This window comes from Streptomyces sp. NPDC048370 (assembly GCF_043200825.1).
In the GTDB taxonomy this organism is placed as follows: domain Bacteria; phylum Actinomycetota; class Actinomycetes; order Streptomycetales; family Streptomycetaceae; genus Streptomyces.
This window is the reverse complement of the sequence record NZ_JBICYI010000003.1, coordinates 417,230-439,522: the sequence shown is the minus strand read 5'-3', so window position 1 is coordinate 439,522 and position 22,293 is coordinate 417,230. Positions and strand designations below refer to the sequence as shown.

Sequence of the window (22,293 nt, the reverse complement as noted above, 5' to 3'; positions counted from 1 at the left end):
GTCCGGTTCAAGGTGCGAGACCACGCCGGACAACGGCAGCCCCCGCCCAGACAGGAGCACGGACATGCAGCACCGCATCGTCGTCCTCGGAGCCGGCTACACCGGTGCCGTCGCCGCCGGCCGCCTCGCCAAGCGGCTGCACCACGAGGACGTCACCATCACCCTCGTCAACCCCGAGCCCGACTTCGTCGAGCGCGTCCGGCTGCACCAGATCGCGGCCGGCCAGGACCTCAGGCCCCGCCCGTTCGGCGAGATGTTCGCGGGCACGGGTGTGGAGCTGAAGCTCGCGAAGGTGACCGCCGTGGACGTGGACCGCAAGACGGTGACGGTCGCCGCCGCGAACGGCCACGAGCGGGAGCAACTGGCGTACGACACCCTCGTCCACGCCCTCGGCAGCGGCTGGAACGACGGGGGCGTCCCCGGCACCGCCGAACACGCCCACGAGATCTCCAGCCGACCCGGCGCCCTGCGCCTCCGCGACCGCCTGGCCGCCCTCGACGCCGGCCGGACCGTCGTCGTGGTCGGCGGCGGCCTGACCGGCCTGGAGGCCGCGACCGAGATCGCCGAGGCCCGCCCCGACCTCGACGTCGCCCTGGCCGCCCGCGGCGCCCTCGGCGACTGGCTCTCGGAGAAGGGCCGCAGCCACCTGCGGAAGGTGGTGGACGGACTCGGCATCACGGTCCACGAAAACACCGCGGTCGACGCCGTGGAGGCGGACCGCCTGACGACCGCCGACGGCCGGACCGTCCCCGCCGACGTCACCGTCTGGACCACCGGCTTCGCCGTCCACCCGATCGCCGCGGCCACCAGCCTGGAGCTCGCCGACGACGGCCGGATCACGGTCGACGCCACGATGCGCTCGGTCTCCCACCCGGACGTGTACGCCGTGGGCGACGCGGCGATGGCGATCGGCCCGGGCGACAAGCCGCTGCGCATGTCCTGCGCCTCGGGCGTCCCCATGGCCTGGCAGGCCGCCGACGCCATCGCCGCCCGTCTCGCCGACACCAAGGTCCCCCAGGTCTCCATCCGTTACTCCCAGCAGTGCATCTCCCTCGGCCGCAAGGAGGGCCTGATCCAGTTCGTCACCGCCGACGACCAAGCGGTCGACAAGGCCCTGACGGGCCGCCTGGCCGCCCGCTACAAGGAACTGATCTGCAAGGGCGCGGCCTGGGGCGTCGCCAACCCGACCCTGGGCATGCCGTCCCGGCGCCGGCGAGTCGTACGACAGGAGACCCGGAGCCGCGCACGGGCGGAGGCGGCGGCCTGACCTCGCCACGTCCGAACTCGCCCGTGGTGTGACCCGACGTCTCCGGTGTCGTTGTTGGTTCGGGTGCCGCGCAGGTGGTGACCTCTCCCCCCGTGATCGGAGCCCGTCGTGCGTGTCACAGACATCCAGCGGTGCGAGGTCAGGCCCGGGCGGCTCGTGGAATGGTCGCTCTCGGCGGCCACCGTCACCAAGGCCGCCGCGCTGCCCGAGGACTCCCGCCCCCCGGCGTACCTCCAGGAATCCCACATCAGGACGTCCAGGAGCGTCCGTGAGGGCGGGCTGTTCGTACCGACCTGGCTCGGTATCGCGTTCGACGTTCCCGGCAGGGTCGATCTCGACGCCCTTGGTGACGCGCTGCGCCGCTGGACGCTGCGGCACGAGACGCTGCGCAGCGGGTTCCGCTGGGTCGGGGACGAGATGCGGCGGTTCACGCTCGACGCCCGGGACGTGACGCTGCACCGCGAGTCGGTCGGCGACTTCCCCGACGCGGCGGGCCTCGTCCAGCACCTCCAGGACCGGTTCGACGTCGCGGCCGACTCGCTCGGGTGGCCCAACTTCCTGTACGCGGCGGTCGTCAGGGACGACGGCGCCAGCGTGTACATGGCCTTCGACCACAGCAACGTCGACTCGTACTCCCTCCAGCGGGTGCCCGCCGAGGTCCACGAGCTCTACGCGGCCGGAGTCGAGCGGTGCGCCGTGCGGGACACCCCGCCGCCCGGCAGTTACGTCGACTTCTGCCAGGTCGAGCGGGAGGACGCGGACCGGATCGACGAGGAGCACGACATCGTCGCCCACTGGCGGGAGTTCATCCGCCGGTGCGGCGGAGGGCTCCCGAGCTTCCCGATCGACCTCGGCCAGGATCCGGGCACCCTGGCGCCCCAGACGCTCATGAGCGAGATGCTCGTCGACGCGGACGCCGCCGCCGCGTTCGAGGCGTACTGCCGGCCCTACGGCGGAAGCCTCATCGGACTCCTCGCCGCCACCGGCCTCATCGCCCACGAGCTCGACGGACAGACCGTGTACCGCACGGTCGTGCCCTTCCACACACGGGCGAAGTCGGAGTGGTCGGAGTCCGTCGGCTGGTACGTCGGCGGCGCCCCCGTCGAGCTGGCCGCGGCCCAGGTGCCCGACTTCCCCGCCGCGCTGCGGAACGTGCGCGACCAGTTGCGCGCCAACCGGAGGCTGTCCCGCGTCCCCCTCGCCCGCGTGCTCGACCTGCTCGGTCCGGACTTCCGCCCGACGTCCCCGGACCTGTACTCGATCGTCTCGTTCGTCGACGGCCGTGCCCTTCCCGGCTCGGAGCGGTGGGTCGACTGGACGGTCCACGGCCTGATCCGGGTGTCGTACGGCACCCAGGCCTGCGTCTGGGTCAACCGGCTCCACGAGGGGCTGCACCTGGCGAGCCGCCATCCGGACACCGACATCGCGCACAAGAACATGCGCCTCTACGTCGAGCGGCTGCGGGACTTCATCCACTCGGTGACTGCTGCTCGATGACCGCTGCTCGATGACCGCTGCTCGGCACTGAGCGGATGCCCGGTCCGCCGCGCTCGTTCGCGTGAACCGCGACCGGCCTCGAGTGTCAGGGTTCCCGCGCCTCCACCCTCCGCTCCATCGTGAGCCCCGGTCATGGAGTGACGGCGAAAGGGAACTGCGGTGCAGAACAGCCGAATCAGCCGACGAGTCGTCCTGCGCGGCGGCGCGGCCTCAGCGGCCGGGGCCGCCCTGGCCTGGGGACATGGCGGGCAGCAGCCTGTGGCGGCCGCCGCCGGACCGCGCCCCGAGCCCGCCGCCTGGCGGGAGCTGCGCCGGTCGGTGAGCCCGGCCGCGCGGCTGTACCGCCCGGGTGATCAGGACTACGCCGCCCATGCCGACGCCAACAACCGGCGCTACGCCTCCGTCCGTCCCGCCGGGGTGCTGAGCTGTGCCTCCGAGGGCGACGTGGCGGCGGCGGTCCGCTGGTGCGCGAAGCACGGGGTTCCCTTCGCGGCGCGCTCCGGCGGCCACAGCTACGCCGGGTTCTCGACCACGCGCGGCCTGGTGATCAGTCTGCGGCCGATCAAGAACGTGGTGCCGCGGGGAGACCGCCTGCACCTGGGCGGTGGAGCCACCAACTCCGACGTGTACGCGGCCCGGGACTCGGGTCTGTACTTCCCCGGCGGGCGCTGCCCCGGCGTCGGTGTGGCCGGCCTGACGCTCGGGGGCGGGCTCGGGTTCAACGACCGCAAGTGGGGCCTGACCTGCGACCGGCTCGCCGAGACGCGTCTCGTCCTCTCCGACGGGACCGTGGTGCGGGCCGCCGACGACGAGAACGCCGACCTGTTCTGGGCCTGCCGCGGCGGGGCGGGCGGCAACTTCGGCATCAACACCGCCTTCGTCTTCGACGCCGTACCGGTGAACCGGCTGCGCGCCACCGTCTTCGACCTGACCTTCGCGTTGGAGGCGGGCGTACGGGTGATGGACGAGGTGCAGCACGTCCTCGACGCGGACCTCGGCAACGACTTCGATCTGCGCGTCGGTTTCAAGAAGGCGGGTGACGGTACGACCTCCGTGTCGGTGCTCGGGCACCGGCTCGGTTCCGAGGAGGCGCTGCGCGCCGTCCTCGGGGCGTTGCTGAAGCTGGGTCCGACCAAGGCGTTCGTCGAGGAGCAGAGCTTCTGGGACGCGCAGGGCTTCCTCAAGGGCACCCTGCCGGTGGAGTCCCACGCCAGCAAGTCCCTCGTCCCCGACCGGTGGGTGACCCCGGACACCGTGACCGCGGTGGTCGAGTGGGCCCGCTCGTGGCGTCCGGGACCGGCCAAGGCCCCCGGCTATGTGACGCTCTTCGCCATGGGCGGCTCCAGCGGCGCGCCGCGCCCGGACGAGACCGCCTACCCCCACCGCGGAGCCACGTTCGTGATCGACATCGGCACCCAGTGGAAGCCCGGCACGGCACCCGCCGACGTGGACGCGCTCCTTGAGCAGACCCGGGCGATGTACCGCACGCTCCGCCGCCGGTTCCACACCGACGCGGCCTACGTCAACTTCCCCGACCCGGACCTGCGCGACTGGCAGCACGCCTACTACGGCGCCAACTACGAGCGCCTGGTCGCGGTCAAGCGCCGGTACGACCCGGCCGGCCTGTTCCGCTACCCGCAGGCCGTCGGCGGCCCCGAGCGAGCGTGACGGGTCAGCGCGTGACGGATCAGCGTGTGACGGATCAGCGCGTGACGGATCAGCGTGTGACGGATCAGCGCGTGACGGGTCAGCGCAGGCGCGGGCGTTGGGAGTGGCGCAGGCGCATGCCGACGTAGACGATGGCCACCGCGAGCACGACGATGCCGATGAACAGCAGGTAGAGCAGCCCCTCGGCGGTGGCGCCGATGATGCCCAGCACCAGCGCGACGACGATCAGGGCCAGGACGAGAACCACGAGGGACACCTCCTCGGTCGAGCCGGGCTCAGCGGCGGGCCAACTGCCGCTCGCCGTTCGGCCCCGGCTGGTAGGCCAGGCCGTAGTGCTGGAAGACGGCTCCCTCATCCTCGAAGGGGAGCACGTCGTCCATGCCGATCGAAGGGCACTGCTTCACCAGCGCCTTGTCGTGCGCGACCCTCACATAGCCCGGCCCGACGACCGCCCCGTCGAGCGGGACGAAGACCAGGCGGTGGCGGGTCGGCAGGCCGATCTGGACCGTGGCCATGGCCGGCTCGTCCGTGCTGGTGTCCACGTAGATCGCCTCGAGCACTCCGATCCTGTGCCCTCCGGCGTCCATCACGTCCTGTGCACGCCACTCACGGATATCCGCCATCCCGATCATCCTGAGCTCCTTCGGCCGGGTCGTGGCTTGCGACCTGCTCCTTCCCAGACTGCCTCCTGGTCGCCCACGGCACCAACGCGGGACGCCGCGGCGGGTTTCACCGGGTCAACTCGGTGGAGTCGCTGTCGGGAACAGGGGCGATGAGGATCTGTGCGGCGGAGGTGATGTTGGCTGCGTCGACCGCACGGGCCATCGCCAGGCGGGCCGCGTCGGCGGTGGTGCGGGGCGGGACCACGAGCAGCGCGAAGTGGTCGTTGTCGCCACGGGTGATGAGGACGGTGTCGTCCCCGACGGGGAAGGAGTCGAGGTGCACGAGTCGGCCGTCGACGACCACCCGGGTCGGCACCTCATCCCACGCGGCGGTGTCCAGGCCGACCCGTGTGATGGGGCCGAGGTGCGCGGTGAGCGCCTGGATCAGGGCGGGCAGCTCGGTCGCGACGTCACGGGAGCGGGGCCACCAGGCGCCGTCGAGGACGCCTTCGCGGGAGTGCGTCGTCCGCAGCCGGAGCACGGCCGTGCCCGGCTTCACCGCTCGGTGGATCTCGTCCGGAAGGAGCTTCCCGAGCTCGCGAGGGGTGGGAACGTCAGATTCGGCCATGGTCGTCCGCCTGCCTACGCGGGCCGCCGACACCTCATGGCCGGCGAGATGGCGCCGTGGTCTCACGGTACTCCGCGGCGTTGGGGCGGGGCTGCTCCTCCTCCCGGTCCGCCCGGCGGGAAATCGCCTGGTCAGAAACGACTCGCCGGGCCATGGGGCGGAGTACGGTGGAGGTACCGGGAGTAACTCGAACACCCGCTCCCACGCGGACGTCGTTTCCGGCGATCAAGGCACTGGGCCGCCCTGCAGGGCGGCCCGGAGACGGGTCCGCATCATGACCGCCACCCTCGCTCCCCCGCTTTCGGCGCGCCTGTCGCTGACGCCGAAGACCACCCTCGCCGGCCTCTTGGACGGCGCCTGGTGGCCTCGTTCGCGCGACCTCGCCGCCGAGCTTCCCTCACTGGTCGAGGCGCTGGAGGGGAACTTCGGACGCGTCACACGCGTCATGGTGAACCCCACCACCTGGCCCGTCGTACCGCACAAGGTCCCCGTCACCGGGCACCTGGTACACGTCGGCTGGTTCACGGAACAGGATCCCGACAAGCTGATCCTGCTCTCGTACACCGTCGGCCGCTGCGACCTGCTGGTGATCCCGCCCGAGACCGAACCCGCCGCGGCCGCCCGGCTGATGGACGCCGCTGCCCTGCCCGGCAGCGTCCTCACCGCCGGTGTGCTGATGTCCGACGAAGCGGCGACCGGCCGCGGTATGCGGGACGCCCGGAACAGCTTGGACGCCCGTAGCCGCAAGGAAGCCCGCATCGGCGAGGACTCCTGGGAGACCGACGGCGGGTCCGCCCCGGCGCCCCTCCGTCACCCGGTCGTCGGCTCGCGGATGATCCCCCTGCCGGGGAACACCCGGAGATGACCCCCCATGGAGACCCTGATCACGCTCGCGGCAGGCGCCTTCCTGATCGTGCTCGGCATCCGCCTGATCCATCGGCTCAACGCCCAGCACGACTCACGCATCGCGGCCTACCACTTCAGCGACGCCTACCCGGCCATCAGCCGGCCCCCCGGCCACGGCCCCCACCCGCCGACGGAGCAGGCCTCGCGCCCCAGGGAGCAGCAGGCCTCCCGCCTCAGGGAACAGGCCTCGCGGCGCAAGGTCGCCGGCACCTGGCCCTGACGGCCCTGACGGCCTGACCGGCTCCTGACGACCTCGAACCACCCCCTCGGACCACTCCTCCGACCGAAGGCCGCGGGTGGGGCACCCGACACCCGGGACAACCCACCCGCCCGGCCTCTCGCTCGCCCTCGAAGGGACCACGCCCTTGTACCCCGCCGACACCGCCACCCTGCCCTCGGCCGGACACGCCGAGATCCGTATCGTCGCCGCCACCCCCGAAGCCGCCCGCGCGGTCGCCGAAGTGCTCCGGCACTCCTTCGCCGGGACGGAACAGCGCAGCTACCCCGCGCCCGACGGCGGCACCAGGCTCCACCTCACGGTCAACACCCGGTCCGTCGCGGGCCCCGCCCGCTCCTGGCTCACCGCCAGCAGACCGTCCGCCCACATCGGCACCCACGTCGACGAGGTCTGAGAAGCATCGGGCCGTCGCATGAACCCAAGGCACCCGAGGAACCCAAGGACTCGATCATGGCGACCCTCCGCGAGCGACAGGTCTACCGCGAGCGGGTCCTGACCGCCCTCTACGAAGCCACCGAAGGCAACCGTCTCCTCGGAGTCCCCGGGCGGAAGCTCCGCAACGACCTGCGCATCCCGGAGGAGGACCTGGCCGCCGCCTGCACCTATCTCGCCGGCGAGGGCCTGATCAGCGTCGACTGGGAGCCGGGCAACACACCCTCGATGGTCTCCCTGACGCACCAGGGAATCAGGCGCATGGAGGCCGAGGAGGAGGAACGCGGCGGCTGAGACGGAGCGCCCGGACGACGAGGCCGCACGACGGGCGAAGTCGTAGAATCGAAGCAGGATCGGCCACGCTCACGTGTGACGATCCGGAAGGGCGGCCTCGGCGGAGTGAATGCGCTGGGGCCGTTGTGACGACCGCCTCCGTGAGGCCCATGCACCCCGACGTTCTACGTCGCCGCCCGGTGCTGGTGGCCCACCTCGCGCGCGAGGTCGAGGCCGAGGACGCGGTCGAGGAACGCGAACGTCTCGAACTTGGCACCGGCCGCTACGTCGGCGCTCTCCGCGAGGGTGACCAGCATGTCCAGGACGGCGGGTACGCCGAGATCGTCGGCCAGCAGGGCATGGGCGTCCCGCAGCACGTCGGCGGGGACCGGCCTGGACGGTTCCTGTGCCCAGCCGGCCACCAGCTGCCGCCAGTGCTCCAGCGTCCGCCGGGCTTCGTCGAGCGCGGTCCCGGTGACCGTGACCGGCGTGCGGTGGGCGTGGCCGAGCACGAGCAGCCTCACCGCCAGCGGATCGGTCCCCTCCGGGGCCGCCGGGCCGATCTCCCCCACCTCGACGCGTACCCCGCCGGCCTCGTCCCGCACCGCGGAAGCGTGCGCGTGGACGTGAACGTCGGCGGTGGCGCAGAGCGTTCCGTTCGGACGGTGGACACCGACGGTGGCGGGCGGGTGGATCCCAAGGGCGGACATGACGCGATCGAGCGCCACGGCCCGCTCCTCCGGCAGGTCCGGCGTGGTGAGGAACGTACGGGACTGCAGGCCGTGCAACTCCGCCGTGCGCGCCAGTACGTCACCGACCAGGAGCGCCCGCATGTCCGTCATGCCGATCCCGGTGTCGCCGAGCGGCAGGTGGACGCAGATGCTCAGCAGATGGCGGCTGACGGACGGGATCTCCACGAGGTGGCCGGTACGGGTGTCGGCGATACGCAGCATGATCCGGAGGCTAGCCGTGGAAGCCGCCGGCCCCCGGGAGGCCTGACCAGGCACTCGGTTCCGGAACTCTCCGGCTGCTGATCCGGCTCACGGATCTGTACGACGCTGCACGAGACGGCACGACACTGCACGATGCGCCACGCCGCCGCACGACGCGCCACGACACCGCACGACGCCGCACCACGCCGCACGACCGTGTCCGACATCCGCCCTGTCATCCGAACCCGGGGGAATCCCCACAGGAGCCTCACACAGGCTGCGCACAGTCTTTCGAGAGCTTCGTTAGCGTGACTGGCCGCTCGATCGCTCTGCGCACGTGACCGGACCGCCGCCCCGGCGGGTCGACGGCATGTCAACTCAGGAAGACCGGGAACCGGGAAATGGACTACTGCTCCTCGTGTCGGCGGCACCTCAACGGCGCGTTGGTGTGCCCCGGGTGCGGTGCGTACGCCCCCGACATCGCCCCGGACTTCGTCGGCGGTCGGATCGCCCCGGCCTCGGCCACCATGGCGACGACGGTCACGGCGGCCCCTGCAACCGCGATGGCCACGACGGCCGCGGTCGAGGCCGAGGACCTCGTCGATGTGCCGACCGTGCCGGAAGGGCGGGCGGCGCGGCGTCGCCAGCGTGAGCGGTGGCGGAAGAACCAGCGCCGGGCCGTGGTCGCGACCGCCTTCGCACTCGTGGGCGGCGGTCTGACCGTGGCCGCGATGGACCGGCAGTCGGGCGACCAGGCACAGGCGGCCACGGCGCCGGAGAACGCGGGCCTCGGCTCCACCGGGGAAGAAGCGGGCCAGGACACCCGGCCGACGTCCATACCGCCGGGCACGCGCCCTTCCTCGCCGACGCCTCCCACGCCCACGTCCGACTCGTCCACGCCTGACTCGCCCGCGGCTCCCGCACAGGCGCTCCCGCCCGAAGGCCCGCGCCCGTACGACGCCACCGCGCCCCGCGAGGCCACGCAGCCGCGCACCCAGCCTCGTACGACGGTCCCGGCGGCCGCCGCCCCGCAGCCGGCCAGGACATCCCCGGCCACCGCGGCCCCGGCGGCGCCTGCGGCCCCGGCCGCCCCGGCCGACACGCCGTCCACGCAGCCGGCCGCGCCCACGACCCCGGACGGCGACGGCTCGGCCGGCACGCCGGGGACGTCGCCAGCGGACCTCTGTGTGCTCGTGGTCTGCCTCGACCTCGGCCTCAGCTGACAACAGCCCAGGTCCCAGGTCAGCGGTCTGGGCCTCCAACGCCGTCTCGCGGCTTCGGATTCGGGGTCGGCTTCGGGGTCGGCTTCGGGGTCGGCGGGTTCCCGGGGCCCGGGCGGGTGCCGGGGAGCTCCTGGCTGTCGGGCTGCCAGACCCAGTCCTCGCCCTGATAGACCCTCCGGCCGGGCACCGGGCTGGGCCCGTCCCTGCCCGCGTGCCAGATGATGAAGGCGATCGTGGCCACCAGGGGGCTCAGGAACAGGACGAGCTTCCACGCGCCCGCGTCCCCCGAGGCCAGCAGCGGAATGCCCCGGGTGAAGAGGGCTCGGCCGATCCGCCAGACCGCCATCACCAGCACGTAGGCCAGGCCGACGATGAACGGCAGGAGCACCACCGCCAAGATCGTGCAGCCGAGCCGGTCCTTGTCGCCCCGTCGAGCCATGCCCGTTCCCCCCTTGCCCCGTACCCCCGTGGTCGCGACCGGTATACCCCGCGCCCCCCAAGCCATTCGCCGCCCGAACCGCCCTTCACCGCACGGCGTGCGGGACAATGGAGGTGCGCGCAGGTGATCCATCGCGGGGTTCTTCCGGCTGAGGGACTCGCCATGATGATCGAGAACAATCGGCGGCGGACCTACAGGGCGCCGGTCCGTACGGCGTGGGTCGTGCGGGAACCCTCGCCCGAGCCCGGCACGGCTCTGCTCTCCGCGAGCGGCGAGTTCGACATCGAGAGCGTGCTGTGTCTGCACGAGGCCCTCGCCGATGCCCGGCACGAGGGGAGTCGGCAGACCGTCCTGGACATCTCCCAGGTCGGATTCGGGGACTCCTCCTTCCTCCACGAACTGCTCGCCGCGCACTTCAGCCACCAGCGGCTCGTCCTGGTCGGCCCCGTCCCGGATCAGCTGCGCCAGCTCTTCCTGCTGACCGGGACCCTGGGGCTGTTCACCATCGAACCCGGCTGACGGCGGCCCCGGCGGCCGTCGACGACTGACGTCGGTGGGACGCGCCGGCGCTGGGGGCCGTGCTTGAGCCGACTGGCGGGGTGGGCTCATGCCTTCCGGTGAGCGGGGCTGCCGGAAGGCCCAACGCCGAGGGCCTCCCGTGGTGGGCCCGAGGGCGGAATCACAGACTCCGAATCATGAGAACACCCACGAGTGTCCGGCTCCGGGCGCGCGCCAGAACGCGCGCCAAAGCCGCCGGACTCGCCTACGCCGCCGCCCTCGCGGCCGTACCCGTCCTCGTCCTCGGTCCCGGCGCCACGCCCGCGCAGGCCGCGCCGCTCCCGGGCGGGCTCGGGCCCTGCGTGCCCGGCGACTGCCCGCCGGGTCCTTTCCCCGGGATCAACAACAAGGACATCGTCCACCGGGACAACGCGATCAACGTCTTCGTCGGCGACGACTTCCTCGTCCGCGGCTCCGCGGCGGAGGCCGAGGGACGGGTCGTCGTCCTCGACGACTTCGACATGGACAAGAACCCCCGGGCAGGCCGGAACTACAACGTCGGCGAGGCCGGCGTCGGATCCCGCGTCCCCCCGGAAGCCGGCACGGACTGGCTCACCACCGGCGGCGACATCACCGTCGCGACGGACCAGCAGGTCCTCGCCGAGGCCGGAGTCGTACGCCATGCCGGTACGGTCACCGGCGTGGTGAAGGGCAGCCTCGTCAAGGACGCCGACGCCACCGCCCCGTACACCGCCCTGCGGGACCGGTTGACCACCGCGAGCCGCTGTTACGCCCGCGTCGACGGCACCCCGCGGACGCCCACCGGCACGGCCGTCAACCAGGACCACCGGACGCTCTTCACCGGTGACGGGAGCTCGGCGCTCCAGGTCTTCAACGTCGACTTCGACATGACCCGGACCAACGGCCAGCAGCAGGGTGTCGTCTTCGCCGGCATCCCGGCGAACGCGACGATCCTCGTCAACGTCCTGGGCGCCGACCGCACCATCAACACCTACAGCGGTGGCATCGACGACAGGACCGACCCGCTCAACGCCTACCGCGAGCGGCTGCTGTGGAACATCCCCGACGCGACGACGGTCAACCTGTCGGGCACCGGACAGTTCCAGGGCAGCTTCCTGCTCGGCGAGCAGTCCTCGACCACCACCGTCACCCTGCCGGGCATCAACGGGCGCTTCCTGACCACCGGTTCGCTCACCCACACCAGCGCCGCCACGGGCGGCGGAGGCCAGGAGTTCCACGCGTACCCGTTCACCGGCGACCTGCCCGACTGCGGGGCGCCGCAGCCCGTCACCGGTGTGGTGAAGGTGGTCAAGACGGACTCCGGGACGAGCGCGCCGCTCGCGGGGGCGTGGTTCCAGCTGTGGGAGGAGACCAACGGCACCGCCGGCCTCCAGCCGAACGGCGGCGACCCCGACACGCAGGTGGGGGCGCTGTGCACCACCGACACCGACGGTGCCTGCTCGCGGACCGTGGAGACCGGGACGTACTACTGGCAGGAGACCAGGGCCCCCGACGGCTACGACCTGCCCGACCCGAACGTCTTCGGGCCGCTGGTCCTGACCGAGCAGAACGCCGCCCAGGGCGTGACGGTCCAGGCCGCCAACACCCCCACCACGGTCCCGCCCGTCGACGGCTCCCTCACCGTCACCAAGGTGGACGCCAAGACCGGACAGCCGCTCGGTGGCGCGGTGTTCGAACTCTGGCAGGAGACCAATGACACCACCGGCCTCCAGACCATCGGCATCAACCCGGACCACCGGGTCGGGACCGCGTGCACCACGAGCAGCGTGGGCGTCTGCGCCTTCGAGGACCTCGACGAGGGCACGTACTACGTGCGCGAGACGGCAGTCCCCAGCGGGTACGTCCTGCCCGCCGACCCCGTCTCCGGTCCGTACGTCGTCGACGCCGACCACGAGAGCGTGACCGCCCGGCTGACGAACAGCCGCAAGGAGCCCTGCAAGGACATGGGCTACGGCGACGAGTACCCGTGCGAGGACCTGGGTTACGGCGACCCGGGCCAGGGCACGCACGCCCGCCGCGCCGCCTGACGGTGACGGTCCGCCCATGACGGACCGACCATGACGGTGTGGCCGCCGCCCGGTGTGGGCGGCGGCCACGCCGATCGGATCAGCTCCTCGACGCGCTACGGAGCCAGGCGGACGAAGGCCACCTCGAAGTGGTCCACCGAGACCACCTGCTGCCCCTCCCGCTGGGACGACTCGGCCCTGACCCGGGCCGCCTCCTCCTCGCTCTCCACCATCGCGTCCTCGTCCTCCCACAGGGTCAGCGACCGCGCCTTGCCCGTCTCCCGGTCCACCAGGTAGTACGCGCCCCGGAAGCCCGGGAGGTTCTCGACCAGCTTGACGATCGCCTCGGACTTGGCGGTCAGGTCGCCGTCGGGCGGAACCGGTGACCCCTGGTACGTGCTCAGCCTCGCGAACATCGACGGACGTCCCTTCCTCGGCCTTCCCCGGCCTTCCCCGGCGGACAGGCGGCTCAGGAGACCAGCGTGCGACGCCGGGCCGCACCCCGCATGCCGGAGCGACAATGGGGGTGAGGGAGGGACGTACGGGCCGTGAGGACGAGGAGGCGGAGCCGTGGCCCCCTACATCGCCGTAACCGCCCTGAGCCACGCCGGGCTCCTGCGCGAGCACAACGAGGACAGCCTCGTCGTCGGACCCTGGACCCTGTGCGGGACGGTCACCGACAGCCCCCAGACCCTGCTGTTCCCGCTGGACAGGCCCCTCCTCGTGGCCGTCGCCGACGGGCTCGGCGGGCAGCCTGCCGGTGAGGTGGCCAGTGCCCTGGTGGTCCGGCGGCTCGCCGCGCTCGGGCCCGCGCTCGACGGTACGGAGACGGTCGGCGAGGCCCTGCAGGTCTGCAACCGGGCCGTGTACGCGGCCGCCGAGAGCCGCCCCGAGCTGGCCACCATGGGTACGACGGTCGCCGGCACCCTCGTCCTGCCGGAGTCGCTCCTGTCGTTCAACGTCGGCGACAGCAAGGTCTTCCACGCCTCCGGGAACGGCCTCCGCCAGGTCAGCGTGGACGACAGCCCGCCGCCCGCGCCCGGGCACCGCACCACATCGGCCGTCACCCAGACCCTCGGCGGCAGCCACACGTACGACGCCGTCGTCCCGCACGTCGCCGACTTCCCGCTCGCCCCCGGCGACCGCTACCTCGTCTGCAGCGACGGTCTTACCGACCCCGTGCCCGAGGAGGAGATCGAGGAGCTGCTGCGCCTGCACGACGACGGCAAGGCGGCTTTCGAGCTGTGGAAGGCCGCCATCGACGCGGGCGGACCCGACAACATCACCCTCGCCCTCGTCCGGATCGGGGAGATCGGCGAGACCGGGGAGATCGGCGAGACCGGGAAGTGAGCCCTACGTGGGTTTCCCTACGGGATCGGGCTCCCGTTCCCCCGCCCCCTCCCCCTCCGCCAGGAAGGCCGTCACCGCCAGCGCGAAGAGCAGCGCCAGCGCCAGGCCCACGACCACCCAGCCCGTCGGACGGTCCCAGAGGACGTACGTGACGACCGCCGCGGCCACCAGGATCCAGGTGATCCACACCCGGTGCCGGGCCACGAACGGGCCGACCGGGCCCGTGCGAAGACCCACGCGGTCGGCCGTCGTCCGGGTCGCCGCGATGCCCGAGTCCCACAACTGGCGGACCACCGTGGCCCACCGCCCGGGCCCGGACAGCCAGGCCGCCAGGGCGAGCACGATCCCCAGGACCACCACCATCCGGATCGTCGTCCGCAGCAGCCGGATCATGGCGTCGTAGACGGAGCCGGCCGCGGCCTGCGAGACGGTTTCGGGCAGGGCGTTGAGATAGACCGTACGGAAGACGGTCAGGCCGATGCCGAGGATCACCGCCGCCGCGGCGAAGCCGAGGGCCGCCGCGATCAGGGAGCGGCGGCGGTGGGCGGAGAGCAGCACACCGGCCGCCGCGAGCAGCACGGCGAGCACCGGCAGCCACAGGCCCATCAGCTGGAGGAGCCGGAAGCCGGTCTTCACCTTCCCGATGTCGTCGGACTTGAGGACCGTGAAGTCGGTGTGCACCTCGGGGATCTTCTCGGCGACGGTGAGCCCGGACTCGACCAGGCGTTGCTTGACCCGCTCGATCACGGGCGCGAGGTCGAGCGTCACCGTGTCGTTCTTGATCTCCACCGCCCCTTCGCCGCTGCCGGTCAGGGCGCGGACGACCGAGGTGTGGATCGCCCGGTTGGCGTCGGTCCAGACCGTCTCGAAGGCGTCAGAGGCGACGATCTCCTCCGCCTTGTCGTGGACGAAGCTCTGGACCGCGCTCTCCAGGGAGCTCCCGAGCCGGCCCAGGGCCTTGGCCAGGAGCGGGCGTTGGTCGGGGGCCACGCCCTCCAGGAGGGCGTTCAGGTCGATGTGTTCCATGACCGCGCCGGTGACCCGGTTCGCCACGGCGGCCTGGACGTCGGGGTCGGAGGCGAGCGGGGCGACCGTGGCGACGTAACGGTCGGTGTCGCCGACCTCGTCGGCCGTCCAGGCGGCGACGATGCCGAGCGGGGCGAGGACGCAGCCGAGGACGATCAGGAGGGCGGCGAAGAAGGAGCGCAGCCGGTGGCGCGGCGGCCGGGCCTTCGCGGCCTCGGCCTCCGTCTCCAGGGCGGCGATCCGCGCCCGAAGCGCTTCGAGTTCGCCGTTGGAACCCGAAGAGCCCGAGCGGTCCGGGGAGTCGGGGGAGTCGGGGGATCCTGGCGTACTCATCGGCGTACCGTTTCGTCGGTCTTGAGGTCCGCGACGCTCTCGTCGAAGTCGTCCACCTTGTCGGGGCAGTAGACCTGGAGCACGATCCGTTCCGCGCCGATCGCCGCGCTGTCGGCGATGACCGGCCGCGCGCCGGGACCCGTGGCGCCGTTGGAGAGCTGCTGGAGGCGGCTGAGCGCCTTCGTCAGGGCGCTGCCCGGGTCCTCGCAGACATCGCCGCCGTCGGTGCCGAGGAGGAATTCGGTGGTCTCCTGGTCGGGCACCGGGTAGCCGGCCTTCGCCAGCTCCTCGGCGAGTTCGTCGGCCTTGGCGGCCGTCTGGTTGTCGCGTTTCACGGCGCGGTACTGGACCAGGCCGACGATCACCATGCCGACCAGGACGACGATCGCGCCGAGGTAGATCCACTTGTGTTGGGAGGCGAACCGGGTGGGGCTCATGAGGCGCCTCCGGTGGCGGTGGGCGTGCCGGGCGGGGAGCTCGCGGCGGCCGTACGCCAGCCGGGCTTGCGGAACTTCAGGAACAGCCACGGGATCAGCAGGCCCAGGATCACCAGGCCGGCGCCGATGAGCAGGACGTACGACCAGACGCTGCCGCTGCCGAACTGCGAGGGCGGGACGAAGCCGATGGCGAGCGCGGCGAGCGAGGACAGCAGACCGACGCTGCAGATCAGGACGAGGGCGGGCGCCCGGTAGCCGCGGGGGTGGTCGGGCTTGGTCCTCCGCAGCCGGATCGCGGCGGCGAACATCAGCAGATAGACGATCAGATACACCTGGGTGGTGATCGTCGAGAAGATCCAGTAGACGCTCGACACGTTCGGGATCAGCGCGTACATGAGGGCGATCGCCGAGGTGACCACGCCCTGGGTGACGAGGATGTTCTGCTGGATGCCGAACCTGTTGAGCTTCTGCAGGAACGGCGGCAGATAGCCCTCGCTGCGGGAGATCTCCAGCAGGCCCTTGGACGGCCCGGCCAGCCAGGTCAGCATGCCGCCGAGGGAGGCGGCGATCAGCATCACGGCGGCGATCGGGGTCATCCAGCCGACACCGAAGTACGAGAAGAACGCCTGGAACGCCTGCATCACACCGGCCGTCAGGCTGAGCTTGTCCGCCGGGACCACCCAGCTGATCGCGAGCGCCGGAAGGATGAAGATCAGCAGCACGAGCCCGACGGCCAGGAACATCGACCTCGGGTACTCCTTGCCCGGGTTCTTCAGCGAGGAGACGTGGACCGCGTTCATCTCCATGCCCGAGTACGAGAGGAAGTTGTTGACGATCAGGACGAGGCTGGCCAGGCCCGTCCACTGCGGCAGCAGATGGCTGGAGGTCATCGGCGCGGCCGAGGGGTTGCCCTGGCCGAGGAAGACCAGGCCGAGGACGACGAGGACGGTGCCGGGGACGAGCGTGCCGATGATCAGGCCCCAACTGGAGAGCCCCGCGAGGGCTTTCGTCCCGCGCGACGAGACCCAGACGCCCGTCCAGTACAGGACCATGATGACGATCGCGGTGTAGAGGCCGTTGGCGGCCAGCGCCGGATCGATGATGTACGCGATGGTGGAGGCGACGAAGGCGAGCAGGCTCGGGTAGTAGAAGATCGTCATCGCGAACTGGCACCAGACCGCGAGGAATCCGAGCGGCTTGGAGAGGCCCTCGGAGACCCAGCGGTAGACACCACCGCTCCATCCCGAGGCGAGCTCCGCCGAGACGAGCGCGGTCGGCAGCAGGAACACGATCGCCGGGACGAGGTAGAGGAACACACAGGCCAGGCCGTAGACGGCCATCGTGGGCGCGGCGCGCAGGCTCGCCACCGAGGCGGTGGTCATCAGCGCCAGGGTCACCCAGGTCATCGTGGGCACGGCCGGCTTTCGGCTCACCTCCGCATGCGCCACCTGGCGGGGCACATCGGCGGGGAGGTCCGTCGAGCTCATGCGTTCTCCCTCCGTGGTACAAATCAGGCCAATTCTCCGGTCGGGTGGTGGGTTTGTCGCTCCGGGCAGGTCCGATCGCCTACCGTCACCCGGCTGCCGCAGCACCGCGACGCACGGCCCGGCCCCCTGTCGTACGATCGCCCCGCCGCGCGATCATGAGGGCATGAAGCACCGCTGCGCCGTACTCGACGACCACCAGGGCGTCGCCCTCTCCTCCGCCGACTGGAGCCCGCTCGCCGACCGCGTCGACGTACGCGTCCTGCACGAGCACCTCACCGATCGGGACGCGCTCGTCGCCGCCGTCGAGGACTGCGAGATCCTCGTCGTCATGCGGGAGCGGACCCCGCTGGACGCCGAGCTCCTGAAGCGCCTGCCCCGGCTGCGGCTCGTGGTCACCTCGGGAATGCGCAACGCCTCCATCGACCTGGCGGCGGCCGCCGCGCTCGGGATCACGGTCTGCGGTACGGCCAGCAGCTCCGAGCCGCCCGCCGAGCTGACCTGGGCGCTGATCCTCGGCCTCGCCCGGCACGTACCGGCCGAGGCGCGGGCGGTGCGCGAGGGCGGCCCCTGGCAGTCGACCGTCGGCACGGACCTGGCCGGCCGGACGCTCGGACTCGTCGGCCTCGGCAAGATCGGCGGCCGGGTGGCGCGGGTGGGGCTCGCCTTCGGCATGGAGGTCGTCGCCTGGAGCCCGAACCTGACGGACGAGCGGGCGGCGGAGCACGGGGTCGCGCGGGCGGCGGAGAAGCGGGAGCTGCTGGAGCGCTCGGACTTCGTCTCCCTGCACATGGTCCTCTCGGAGAGGACCAGGAACCTGATCGGGGAGACCGAACTGCGGGCGATGCGCCCGTCCTCGTACCTGATCAACACCTCACGGGCGGGCCTGGTGGACGAGCCCGCCCTGCTGGACGCCCTCCGCGAGGGCCGGATCGCCGGCGCCGGCCTCGACGTCTTCCCCACGGAGCCGCTCCCGGCCGACGACCCGTTGCGTTCCCTGCCGAACGTCCTGGCGCTTCCGCACCTGGGGTACGTGACGCGGGGGAACTACGACCGCTACTTCGGCCAGGCGGTGGAGGACATCGAGGCGTTCCTGGCGGGGGCGCCGGTGCGGACGCTGCGGTAGCGGGGGGCGGGGCGGCTTGTCGTCCGCGGACAAAGGGCCGAGCCCGGCCGGACGTTCGTGTTCGGCAGCGGCGGGCTCTTCGGGGTGAGCCCCGACGGCTCCGCCGTCTTCCGGTGGACGGGGCACGGGGACCGGTGGGCCTGCGTCGGGGCGCCCACGAAGCGCGGCTGAGTCAGAGGAGTTCGCCGCGGACCAGGGAGAGCAGTTCGTCGTCCGTCAGGCCAAGGCCCCTGGCCTCGGTGACGAGCTCCCTGGCCCGTTCGGCGAGGCGGGCGCGGGCGCCCACCGGGGCGCCGGGGACGATGGCCGCGCCCCGGCCCCTGCGGAGCTCGATCAGGCCCTCCTCGCGCAGGCGTTGGTAGCCGCGCAGGACGGTGTGGACGTTGACGCCCAGCGAGTCGGCGAGCTCCCGGGCGGCCGGGAGGCGCTCGCCGGGGCTCGCCGAACCGTCGGCGAGGGCCCCGCGCACGCAGGCGGCGATCTGGTCGCCGAGCGGTACGGCGGAGGCGGGGTCGACCCGGAAGAGCATGGTCAGACCCTCCCACGCCGTTCGGCCAGGGTGTTCAACAGGGCGGCGGCCGTCCGTGCGTCGGACACGGTGACCGCGAACTCCCGGCCGCCCTCCCGCCGTACGACCAGACCCTCGCCCGAGCGCATGACCATGCCCGTGCGGTGGGCGCGGACGCGGTAGCCCCAACCACCGAACTCCGCCAAGGCGTCGATCTCCCGGGCGCTCGCGCCCGTGACCTCGTCGAGCGGGACCCGCACACGGGGCCAGGGTGCGAGCGCCGGGCGCAGGGTCAGACCGCGCCGGTCGACCGTGACCCTGACCCGGGCCGTGCCGAGGACGAGGACGCCACCGGCGGCGAGGGCGAGCCCGACCGGCCACGGCGTCAGGAGCAGGGCCACCGGGGCGGCCGCCACCAGGACCGCGCCCGTGACGCCCATCGGGCGCGAGTCCACGACGCGCGACCAGCCGGCGACCTCGCTCGGCCCGAGCGGCAGCGTCTCCCCTTGCCGATCCGGTGTCTCCCGGGGCGCGTCCTCGGGCGGTACGAGCCGGGTCAGCGCCCACCCCACGAGCGCGGCGATCCCGCCCGCGCCCGCCGCGACCGTGAGGTTGGCGAGCGGCGAGACGACCTGCGCCGGGTCGGTGGCGTCGAGGTTGTCCCGTACGAGAAGGGCCAACAGCGCCCCCGTGGCGCCGGCGGTCAGCCACGCGCCCCAGAGCGCGGCGCGCCGAACGAGCAGGGTCCAGCCGGTGCCGAGGCCGACGAGGAGACCGGCGCTGATCAGTGCGAACGCGGTCGGGTCGGTCCAGCCGTCGGCACGGCCGTCGGGGGCGAAGTGGGTGGCGAGGGGGTCGGGCAGCCGGTCGCCCGACACCGCGAGCACGGTCAGGTGCAGCGCGAGCGCGAGCAGGAAGGGCAGCGCGGCGAACGCGCGCAGCCGGGTCGGGGCGTGGAGTGCGCCAGGGGTCGGGGCGTGGTTCATGGAAACCTCCCGGTCGAGCGATTGTTCGTACTCTACTAGAACAATGCGCTTAGCGCTCTCAAGATGCGTGCCGCTGCGGCCGGTTGTCGACCGGGCCGCCAAGGGCATCGTCCGGGCCGCCGAACACGGCGCCGACGTCATCAACCTCTCCCTCGGCGAGTCCGGCCTGATGGCCCGTCTCCTCAAGGGCGGCATCCTCAACCAGGCCATCTCCGCCGCCAACTCCAAGGGCGCGGTGGTCGTCGCCGCCGCCGGGAACGACTCGACCGCCCTCCAGCCGTACAGGCTCGACACCCCGGCCTCGGCGACGTGGACGCGGCGGCCGCCGTGCGCGCGGCGCGCAGCGCCAAGGGCTCATGACGCCCTCCGACGAGCGCCGCGCTCAGGACGTCACCGACGGTCGACCGGGCCCGTACCCGGCGCGCCCGCCCGTCCCGCGACTCGTGACGGGCGGGCGGGGCTGTGGGACGGTGGAGGTATGCCCGTACCCGTGATCCTCGACTGCGATCCCGGTCACGACGACGCGTTCAACATCCTCCTCGCCGCCGCCCATCCGGCCGTCGAGCTGCTGGCCGTCACCACCGTGGCGGGCAACCAGACCGTGGAGAAGACCACCCTCAACGCGCGCCGCGTCTGCTCCGTCGCCGGGATCCGCGACGTGCCGATCGCGGCCGGCAGTGACCGGCCCCTGCACGGGGCGCAGGACCGCGAACAGCGTGTCGCCGAGGACATCCACGGTGGCTCGGGGCTCGACGGCCCCGGCTTCGGCGAGGGCAAGCCCGACGTCCCGCAGGACCCGCGCGACGCCCGCACCCTGATCCGGGACACCCTCCTCGCGCACCCGGCGCCCGTGACGCTCGTCCCGACCGGGCCGCTCACCAACATCGCCACCTTCCTGCTCGCCCACCCGGAGCTGACCCCCCGGATCGAGCGGATCGTGCTGATGGGCGGCTCGACCGGGCGCGGGAACACCACCCCGGCGGCCGAGTTCAACATCCTCTGCGACCCGGAGGCGGCGGACATCGTCTTCTCCAGCGGGCTGCCTGTCACGATGTTCGGGCTCAACGCCACCCACCAGGCCCGGGCGACCCCCGACGTCGTCGCCCGGATCGCGGCGCTCGGCACCCCGCTCTCCCGGCTCTGCGTCGAGCTGCTCACCTATTTCGCCGCCACCTACCGCGAGGTGTACGGCTTCGACGCCCCGCCGCTGCACGACCCTCTCACCGTGGCGCACCTGATCGACCCGTCGCTGATCAGCCTGGTGCGGGCGGCGGTCTCGATCGAGCTGACCGGCACGTACACGCGCGGCGCGACGGTCGTGGACCTGCAAGGGGTGACCGGCCGCTCGCCGAACGCGGACGTGGGCATGGAGGTCGACGTCCCCGGCTTCTGGGAGCTGATCGTGGAGGCGGTGCGGGTCCTGGGCGAGCGCGCCTAGGACCCGTACGGAGCCTCCAGGACCCGGCGCCTCCAGAACCCGGGCCGTCCGAGCGCCTCTCAGGCCTCCAGTACGTCCCGCAGCGCCTTCGCGAACTCCGTCGGCGCGCCCTGCTGGCCGTACTCGCCGCCCAGGAAGCCGCCGTGGTGGCTGGGGAACACGGCGGGCTCCGTGCCCAGTGCGGCGGCGACCTCCACGCCCGCGCGGTGGGCGAGCTCGCCCTCCGACTCCTCGCCGACGGCGACGACGATGCGGCTCGGCGCGGCCCTGAGCGCGTCGAAGTCGGGGACGTAACCGGTGCACGTGCGCAGGTTCTGCCCGAGCAGCGCGTCGTCGCGCGAGCCGTCGTCCTCGGTCGGCAGGCCGAAGGCGGCGGGCGAGGGGGCGGGCTCGTCGGCCCAGTTCGTCGGGAAGGGGCCCTTCCGGACGCTGACGGCGATGAACTTCGCCATGGCGGGGCCCATCCCCGCGCGCAGGTAGGTCTCGCGGATGTCCGCGCAGACCTCGAGCGCCGCCTCCCGGTCCGGGAGCACCTGCACCGTCGGCGGCTCGTGGGCGACGAGCGTCCGCACGAGGTCGCCGCGGCCCGCCACGAGGGCGAGCGCGTTGACGGCGCCGCCGCTGCTGGCGAAGACGTCCACCGGGCCCGCCCCGACCGCCTCGATGACCCGGCGCAGGTCGTCGGCGTGCTCCTCGGGCGTCGACTCGGCCGCGCCGTCGGTGCGGACGCTGCGGGCCATGCCCCGGGGGTCGTAGGTGATGACGGTCCGGTCGGTGAAGTGGGACGCCAGGGTCAGGAAGCCCGACGCGTCCATGGGCGAACCGATCAGGAACAGCGGTGCGGTCGCCGGCTCGCCGGACCCGCCGGACCCGCCGGCCCCGCCGGACCCGCCCGGGCGGATGTCGTAGCTCAGCGTGGCACCGGTCGCTTCCAGCGTGCGGGTGTCGATCTCG

Annotated in this window: 25 protein-coding genes; 13 read left to right on the top strand and 12 right to left on the bottom strand. The window is 72.5% G+C overall.

The genetic code is table 11. The features are described 5' to 3' along the window. The first annotated feature begins 64 nt into the window (after positions 1 to 64). From ACGFYP_RS09360 to ACGFYP_RS09350, 3 genes are all read left to right on the top strand, one after another. Positions 65 to 1,267, top strand: a complete 1,203-nt coding sequence (locus ACGFYP_RS09360) for an NAD(P)/FAD-dependent oxidoreductase (protein WP_393488340.1) — start codon at positions 65 to 67, stop codon at positions 1,265 to 1,267. A gap of 108 nt (positions 1,268 to 1,375) precedes the next feature. Continuing rightward, on the top strand, positions 1,376 to 2,764 hold the full coding sequence (locus ACGFYP_RS09355) for a condensation domain-containing protein (RefSeq protein WP_393488338.1): 1,389 nt from the start codon (positions 1,376 to 1,378) through the stop codon (positions 2,762 to 2,764). A gap of 159 nt (positions 2,765 to 2,923) precedes the next feature. After that, positions 2,924 to 4,432, top strand: a complete 1,509-nt coding sequence (locus ACGFYP_RS09350; RefSeq protein ID WP_393488335.1) for an FAD-binding oxidoreductase — start codon at positions 2,924 to 2,926, stop codon at positions 4,430 to 4,432. A 79-nt stretch (positions 4,433 to 4,511) separates the two neighbouring features. Here the strand turns inward: ACGFYP_RS09350 and ACGFYP_RS09345 are convergent, their stop codons facing one another. The 3 genes from ACGFYP_RS09345 to ACGFYP_RS09335 all read right to left on the bottom strand — a co-directional run bounded on the left by ACGFYP_RS09345 (position 4,512) and on the right by ACGFYP_RS09335 (position 5,662). Next, a complete protein-coding gene (locus tag ACGFYP_RS09345; protein ID WP_393488333.1) occupies positions 4,512 to 4,679 on the bottom strand; it encodes a hypothetical protein in 168 nt (55 codons plus the stop codon). Positions 4,680 to 4,707: 28 nt separating this feature from the next. Beyond that, positions 4,708 to 5,064, bottom strand: a complete 357-nt coding sequence (locus ACGFYP_RS09340; protein ID WP_393488330.1) for a PRC-barrel domain-containing protein — start codon at positions 5,062 to 5,064, stop codon at positions 4,708 to 4,710. A gap of 97 nt (positions 5,065 to 5,161) precedes the next feature. Continuing rightward, positions 5,162 to 5,662: a DUF5994 family protein gene (locus ACGFYP_RS09335; protein WP_393488327.1), complete on the bottom strand. Its 501-nt coding sequence runs from the start codon at positions 5,660 to 5,662 to the stop codon at positions 5,162 to 5,164. 274 nt (positions 5,663 to 5,936) lie between these two features. Between ACGFYP_RS09335 and ACGFYP_RS09330 the strand changes: the two genes are divergently transcribed. The 4 genes from ACGFYP_RS09330 to ACGFYP_RS09315 all read left to right on the top strand — a co-directional run bounded on the left by ACGFYP_RS09330 (position 5,937) and on the right by ACGFYP_RS09315 (position 7,532). Continuing rightward, complete coding sequence (locus ACGFYP_RS09330) at positions 5,937 to 6,527, top strand: DUF5994 family protein (RefSeq protein WP_393488324.1); 591 nt, start codon at positions 5,937 to 5,939, stop codon at positions 6,525 to 6,527. Positions 6,528 to 6,533: 6 nt separating this feature from the next. Further along, positions 6,534 to 6,788, top strand: coding sequence for a hypothetical protein (locus ACGFYP_RS09325; RefSeq protein WP_393488321.1), 255 nt, complete (start codon positions 6,534 to 6,536; stop codon positions 6,786 to 6,788). A gap of 145 nt (positions 6,789 to 6,933) precedes the next feature. After that, entirely contained in the window at positions 6,934 to 7,200 is a 267-nt protein-coding gene (locus ACGFYP_RS09320; protein WP_393488318.1) for a hypothetical protein, read from the top strand. Between the two features lie 56 nt (positions 7,201 to 7,256). Then, positions 7,257 to 7,532, top strand: a complete 276-nt coding sequence (locus ACGFYP_RS09315; protein ID WP_361968845.1) for a hypothetical protein — start codon at positions 7,257 to 7,259, stop codon at positions 7,530 to 7,532. A 164-nt stretch (positions 7,533 to 7,696) separates the two neighbouring features. Here the strand turns inward: ACGFYP_RS09315 and ACGFYP_RS09310 are convergent, their stop codons facing one another. Continuing rightward, the gene (locus tag ACGFYP_RS09310; protein WP_393488315.1) at positions 7,697 to 8,464 is read right to left on the bottom strand and encodes a hypothetical protein; all 768 of its coding nucleotides are present in this window, start codon (positions 8,462 to 8,464) and stop codon (positions 7,697 to 7,699) included. 380 nt (positions 8,465 to 8,844) lie between these two features. Between ACGFYP_RS09310 and ACGFYP_RS09305 the strand changes: the two genes are divergently transcribed. Next, entirely contained in the window at positions 8,845 to 9,666 is an 822-nt protein-coding gene (locus tag ACGFYP_RS09305) for a hypothetical protein (RefSeq protein WP_393488311.1), read from the top strand. Between the two features lie 19 nt (positions 9,667 to 9,685). On the opposite strand, the gene ACGFYP_RS09300 is transcribed toward ACGFYP_RS09305, so the two are convergent. Beyond that, positions 9,686 to 10,105 (bottom strand): hypothetical protein, encoded by a 420-nt coding sequence (locus ACGFYP_RS09300; protein WP_393488306.1) that lies wholly within the window; start codon positions 10,103 to 10,105, stop codon positions 9,686 to 9,688. A 162-nt stretch (positions 10,106 to 10,267) separates the two neighbouring features. Between ACGFYP_RS09300 and ACGFYP_RS09295 the strand changes: the two genes are divergently transcribed. Both ACGFYP_RS09295 and ACGFYP_RS09290 read left to right on the top strand, forming a co-directional pair. Next, a complete protein-coding gene (locus ACGFYP_RS09295; protein WP_393488304.1) occupies positions 10,268 to 10,624 on the top strand; it encodes an STAS domain-containing protein in 357 nt (118 codons plus the stop codon). A 176-nt stretch (positions 10,625 to 10,800) separates the two neighbouring features. Further along, complete coding sequence (locus ACGFYP_RS09290) at positions 10,801 to 12,672, top strand: choice-of-anchor A family protein (RefSeq protein ID WP_393488300.1); 1,872 nt, start codon at positions 10,801 to 10,803, stop codon at positions 12,670 to 12,672. Between the two features lie 95 nt (positions 12,673 to 12,767). Here ACGFYP_RS09290 and ACGFYP_RS09285 read toward each other — a convergent pair whose 3' ends face one another. Beyond that, a complete protein-coding gene (locus tag ACGFYP_RS09285) occupies positions 12,768 to 13,067 on the bottom strand; it encodes a hypothetical protein (protein ID WP_361959795.1) in 300 nt (99 codons plus the stop codon). A 154-nt stretch (positions 13,068 to 13,221) separates the two neighbouring features. Between ACGFYP_RS09285 and ACGFYP_RS09280 the strand changes: the two genes are divergently transcribed. Beyond that, positions 13,222 to 14,001, top strand: a complete 780-nt coding sequence (locus ACGFYP_RS09280; protein WP_393488296.1) for a PP2C family protein-serine/threonine phosphatase — start codon at positions 13,222 to 13,224, stop codon at positions 13,999 to 14,001. A gap of 3 nt (positions 14,002 to 14,004) precedes the next feature. On the opposite strand, the gene ACGFYP_RS09275 is transcribed toward ACGFYP_RS09280, so the two are convergent. Genes ACGFYP_RS09275 through ACGFYP_RS09265 form a run of 3 tightly spaced genes read right to left on the bottom strand, consistent with a single transcriptional unit; the run spans position 14,005 to position 17,284 of the window. After that, positions 14,005 to 15,360, bottom strand: coding sequence for a hypothetical protein (locus ACGFYP_RS09275; RefSeq protein ID WP_393488294.1), 1,356 nt, complete (start codon positions 15,358 to 15,360; stop codon positions 14,005 to 14,007). Further along, complete coding sequence (locus ACGFYP_RS09270) at positions 15,357 to 15,797, bottom strand: hypothetical protein (protein WP_393488291.1); 441 nt, start codon at positions 15,795 to 15,797, stop codon at positions 15,357 to 15,359. The genes ACGFYP_RS09275 and ACGFYP_RS09270 overlap by 4 nt, the downstream gene beginning before the upstream one ends. Continuing rightward, positions 15,794 to 17,284, bottom strand: a complete 1,491-nt coding sequence (locus ACGFYP_RS09265; RefSeq protein WP_393488289.1) for an APC family permease — start codon at positions 17,282 to 17,284, stop codon at positions 15,794 to 15,796. The genes ACGFYP_RS09270 and ACGFYP_RS09265 overlap by 4 nt, the downstream gene beginning before the upstream one ends. 163 nt (positions 17,285 to 17,447) lie before the next feature. Here ACGFYP_RS09265 and ACGFYP_RS09260 point away from each other — a divergent pair, with 163 nt between their 5' ends. Further along, entirely contained in the window at positions 17,448 to 18,407 is a 960-nt protein-coding gene (locus tag ACGFYP_RS09260; RefSeq protein WP_393488286.1) for a D-2-hydroxyacid dehydrogenase family protein, read from the top strand. Positions 18,408 to 18,579: 172 nt separating this feature from the next. On the opposite strand, the gene ACGFYP_RS09255 is transcribed toward ACGFYP_RS09260, so the two are convergent. Both ACGFYP_RS09255 and ACGFYP_RS09250 read right to left on the bottom strand, forming a co-directional pair. After that, on the bottom strand, positions 18,580 to 18,936 hold the full coding sequence (locus ACGFYP_RS09255; protein WP_393488284.1) for a GntR family transcriptional regulator: 357 nt from the start codon (positions 18,934 to 18,936) through the stop codon (positions 18,580 to 18,582). A 2-nt stretch (positions 18,937 to 18,938) separates the two neighbouring features. Next, positions 18,939 to 19,901: a hypothetical protein gene (locus ACGFYP_RS09250; protein ID WP_393488280.1), complete on the bottom strand. Its 963-nt coding sequence runs from the start codon at positions 19,899 to 19,901 to the stop codon at positions 18,939 to 18,941. A gap of 67 nt (positions 19,902 to 19,968) precedes the next feature. Between ACGFYP_RS09250 and ACGFYP_RS09245 the strand changes: the two genes are divergently transcribed. Continuing rightward, positions 19,969 to 21,339 (top strand): nucleoside hydrolase, encoded by a 1,371-nt coding sequence (locus ACGFYP_RS09245; RefSeq protein WP_393488277.1) that lies wholly within the window; start codon positions 19,969 to 19,971, stop codon positions 21,337 to 21,339. A gap of 59 nt (positions 21,340 to 21,398) precedes the next feature. Here ACGFYP_RS09245 and ACGFYP_RS09240 read toward each other — a convergent pair whose 3' ends face one another. Beyond that, on the bottom strand, positions 21,399 to 22,289 hold the full coding sequence (locus ACGFYP_RS09240; RefSeq protein WP_393489165.1) for an alpha/beta fold hydrolase: 891 nt from the start codon (positions 22,287 to 22,289) through the stop codon (positions 21,399 to 21,401). Between the last annotated feature and the right edge of the window lie 4 nt (positions 22,290 to 22,293).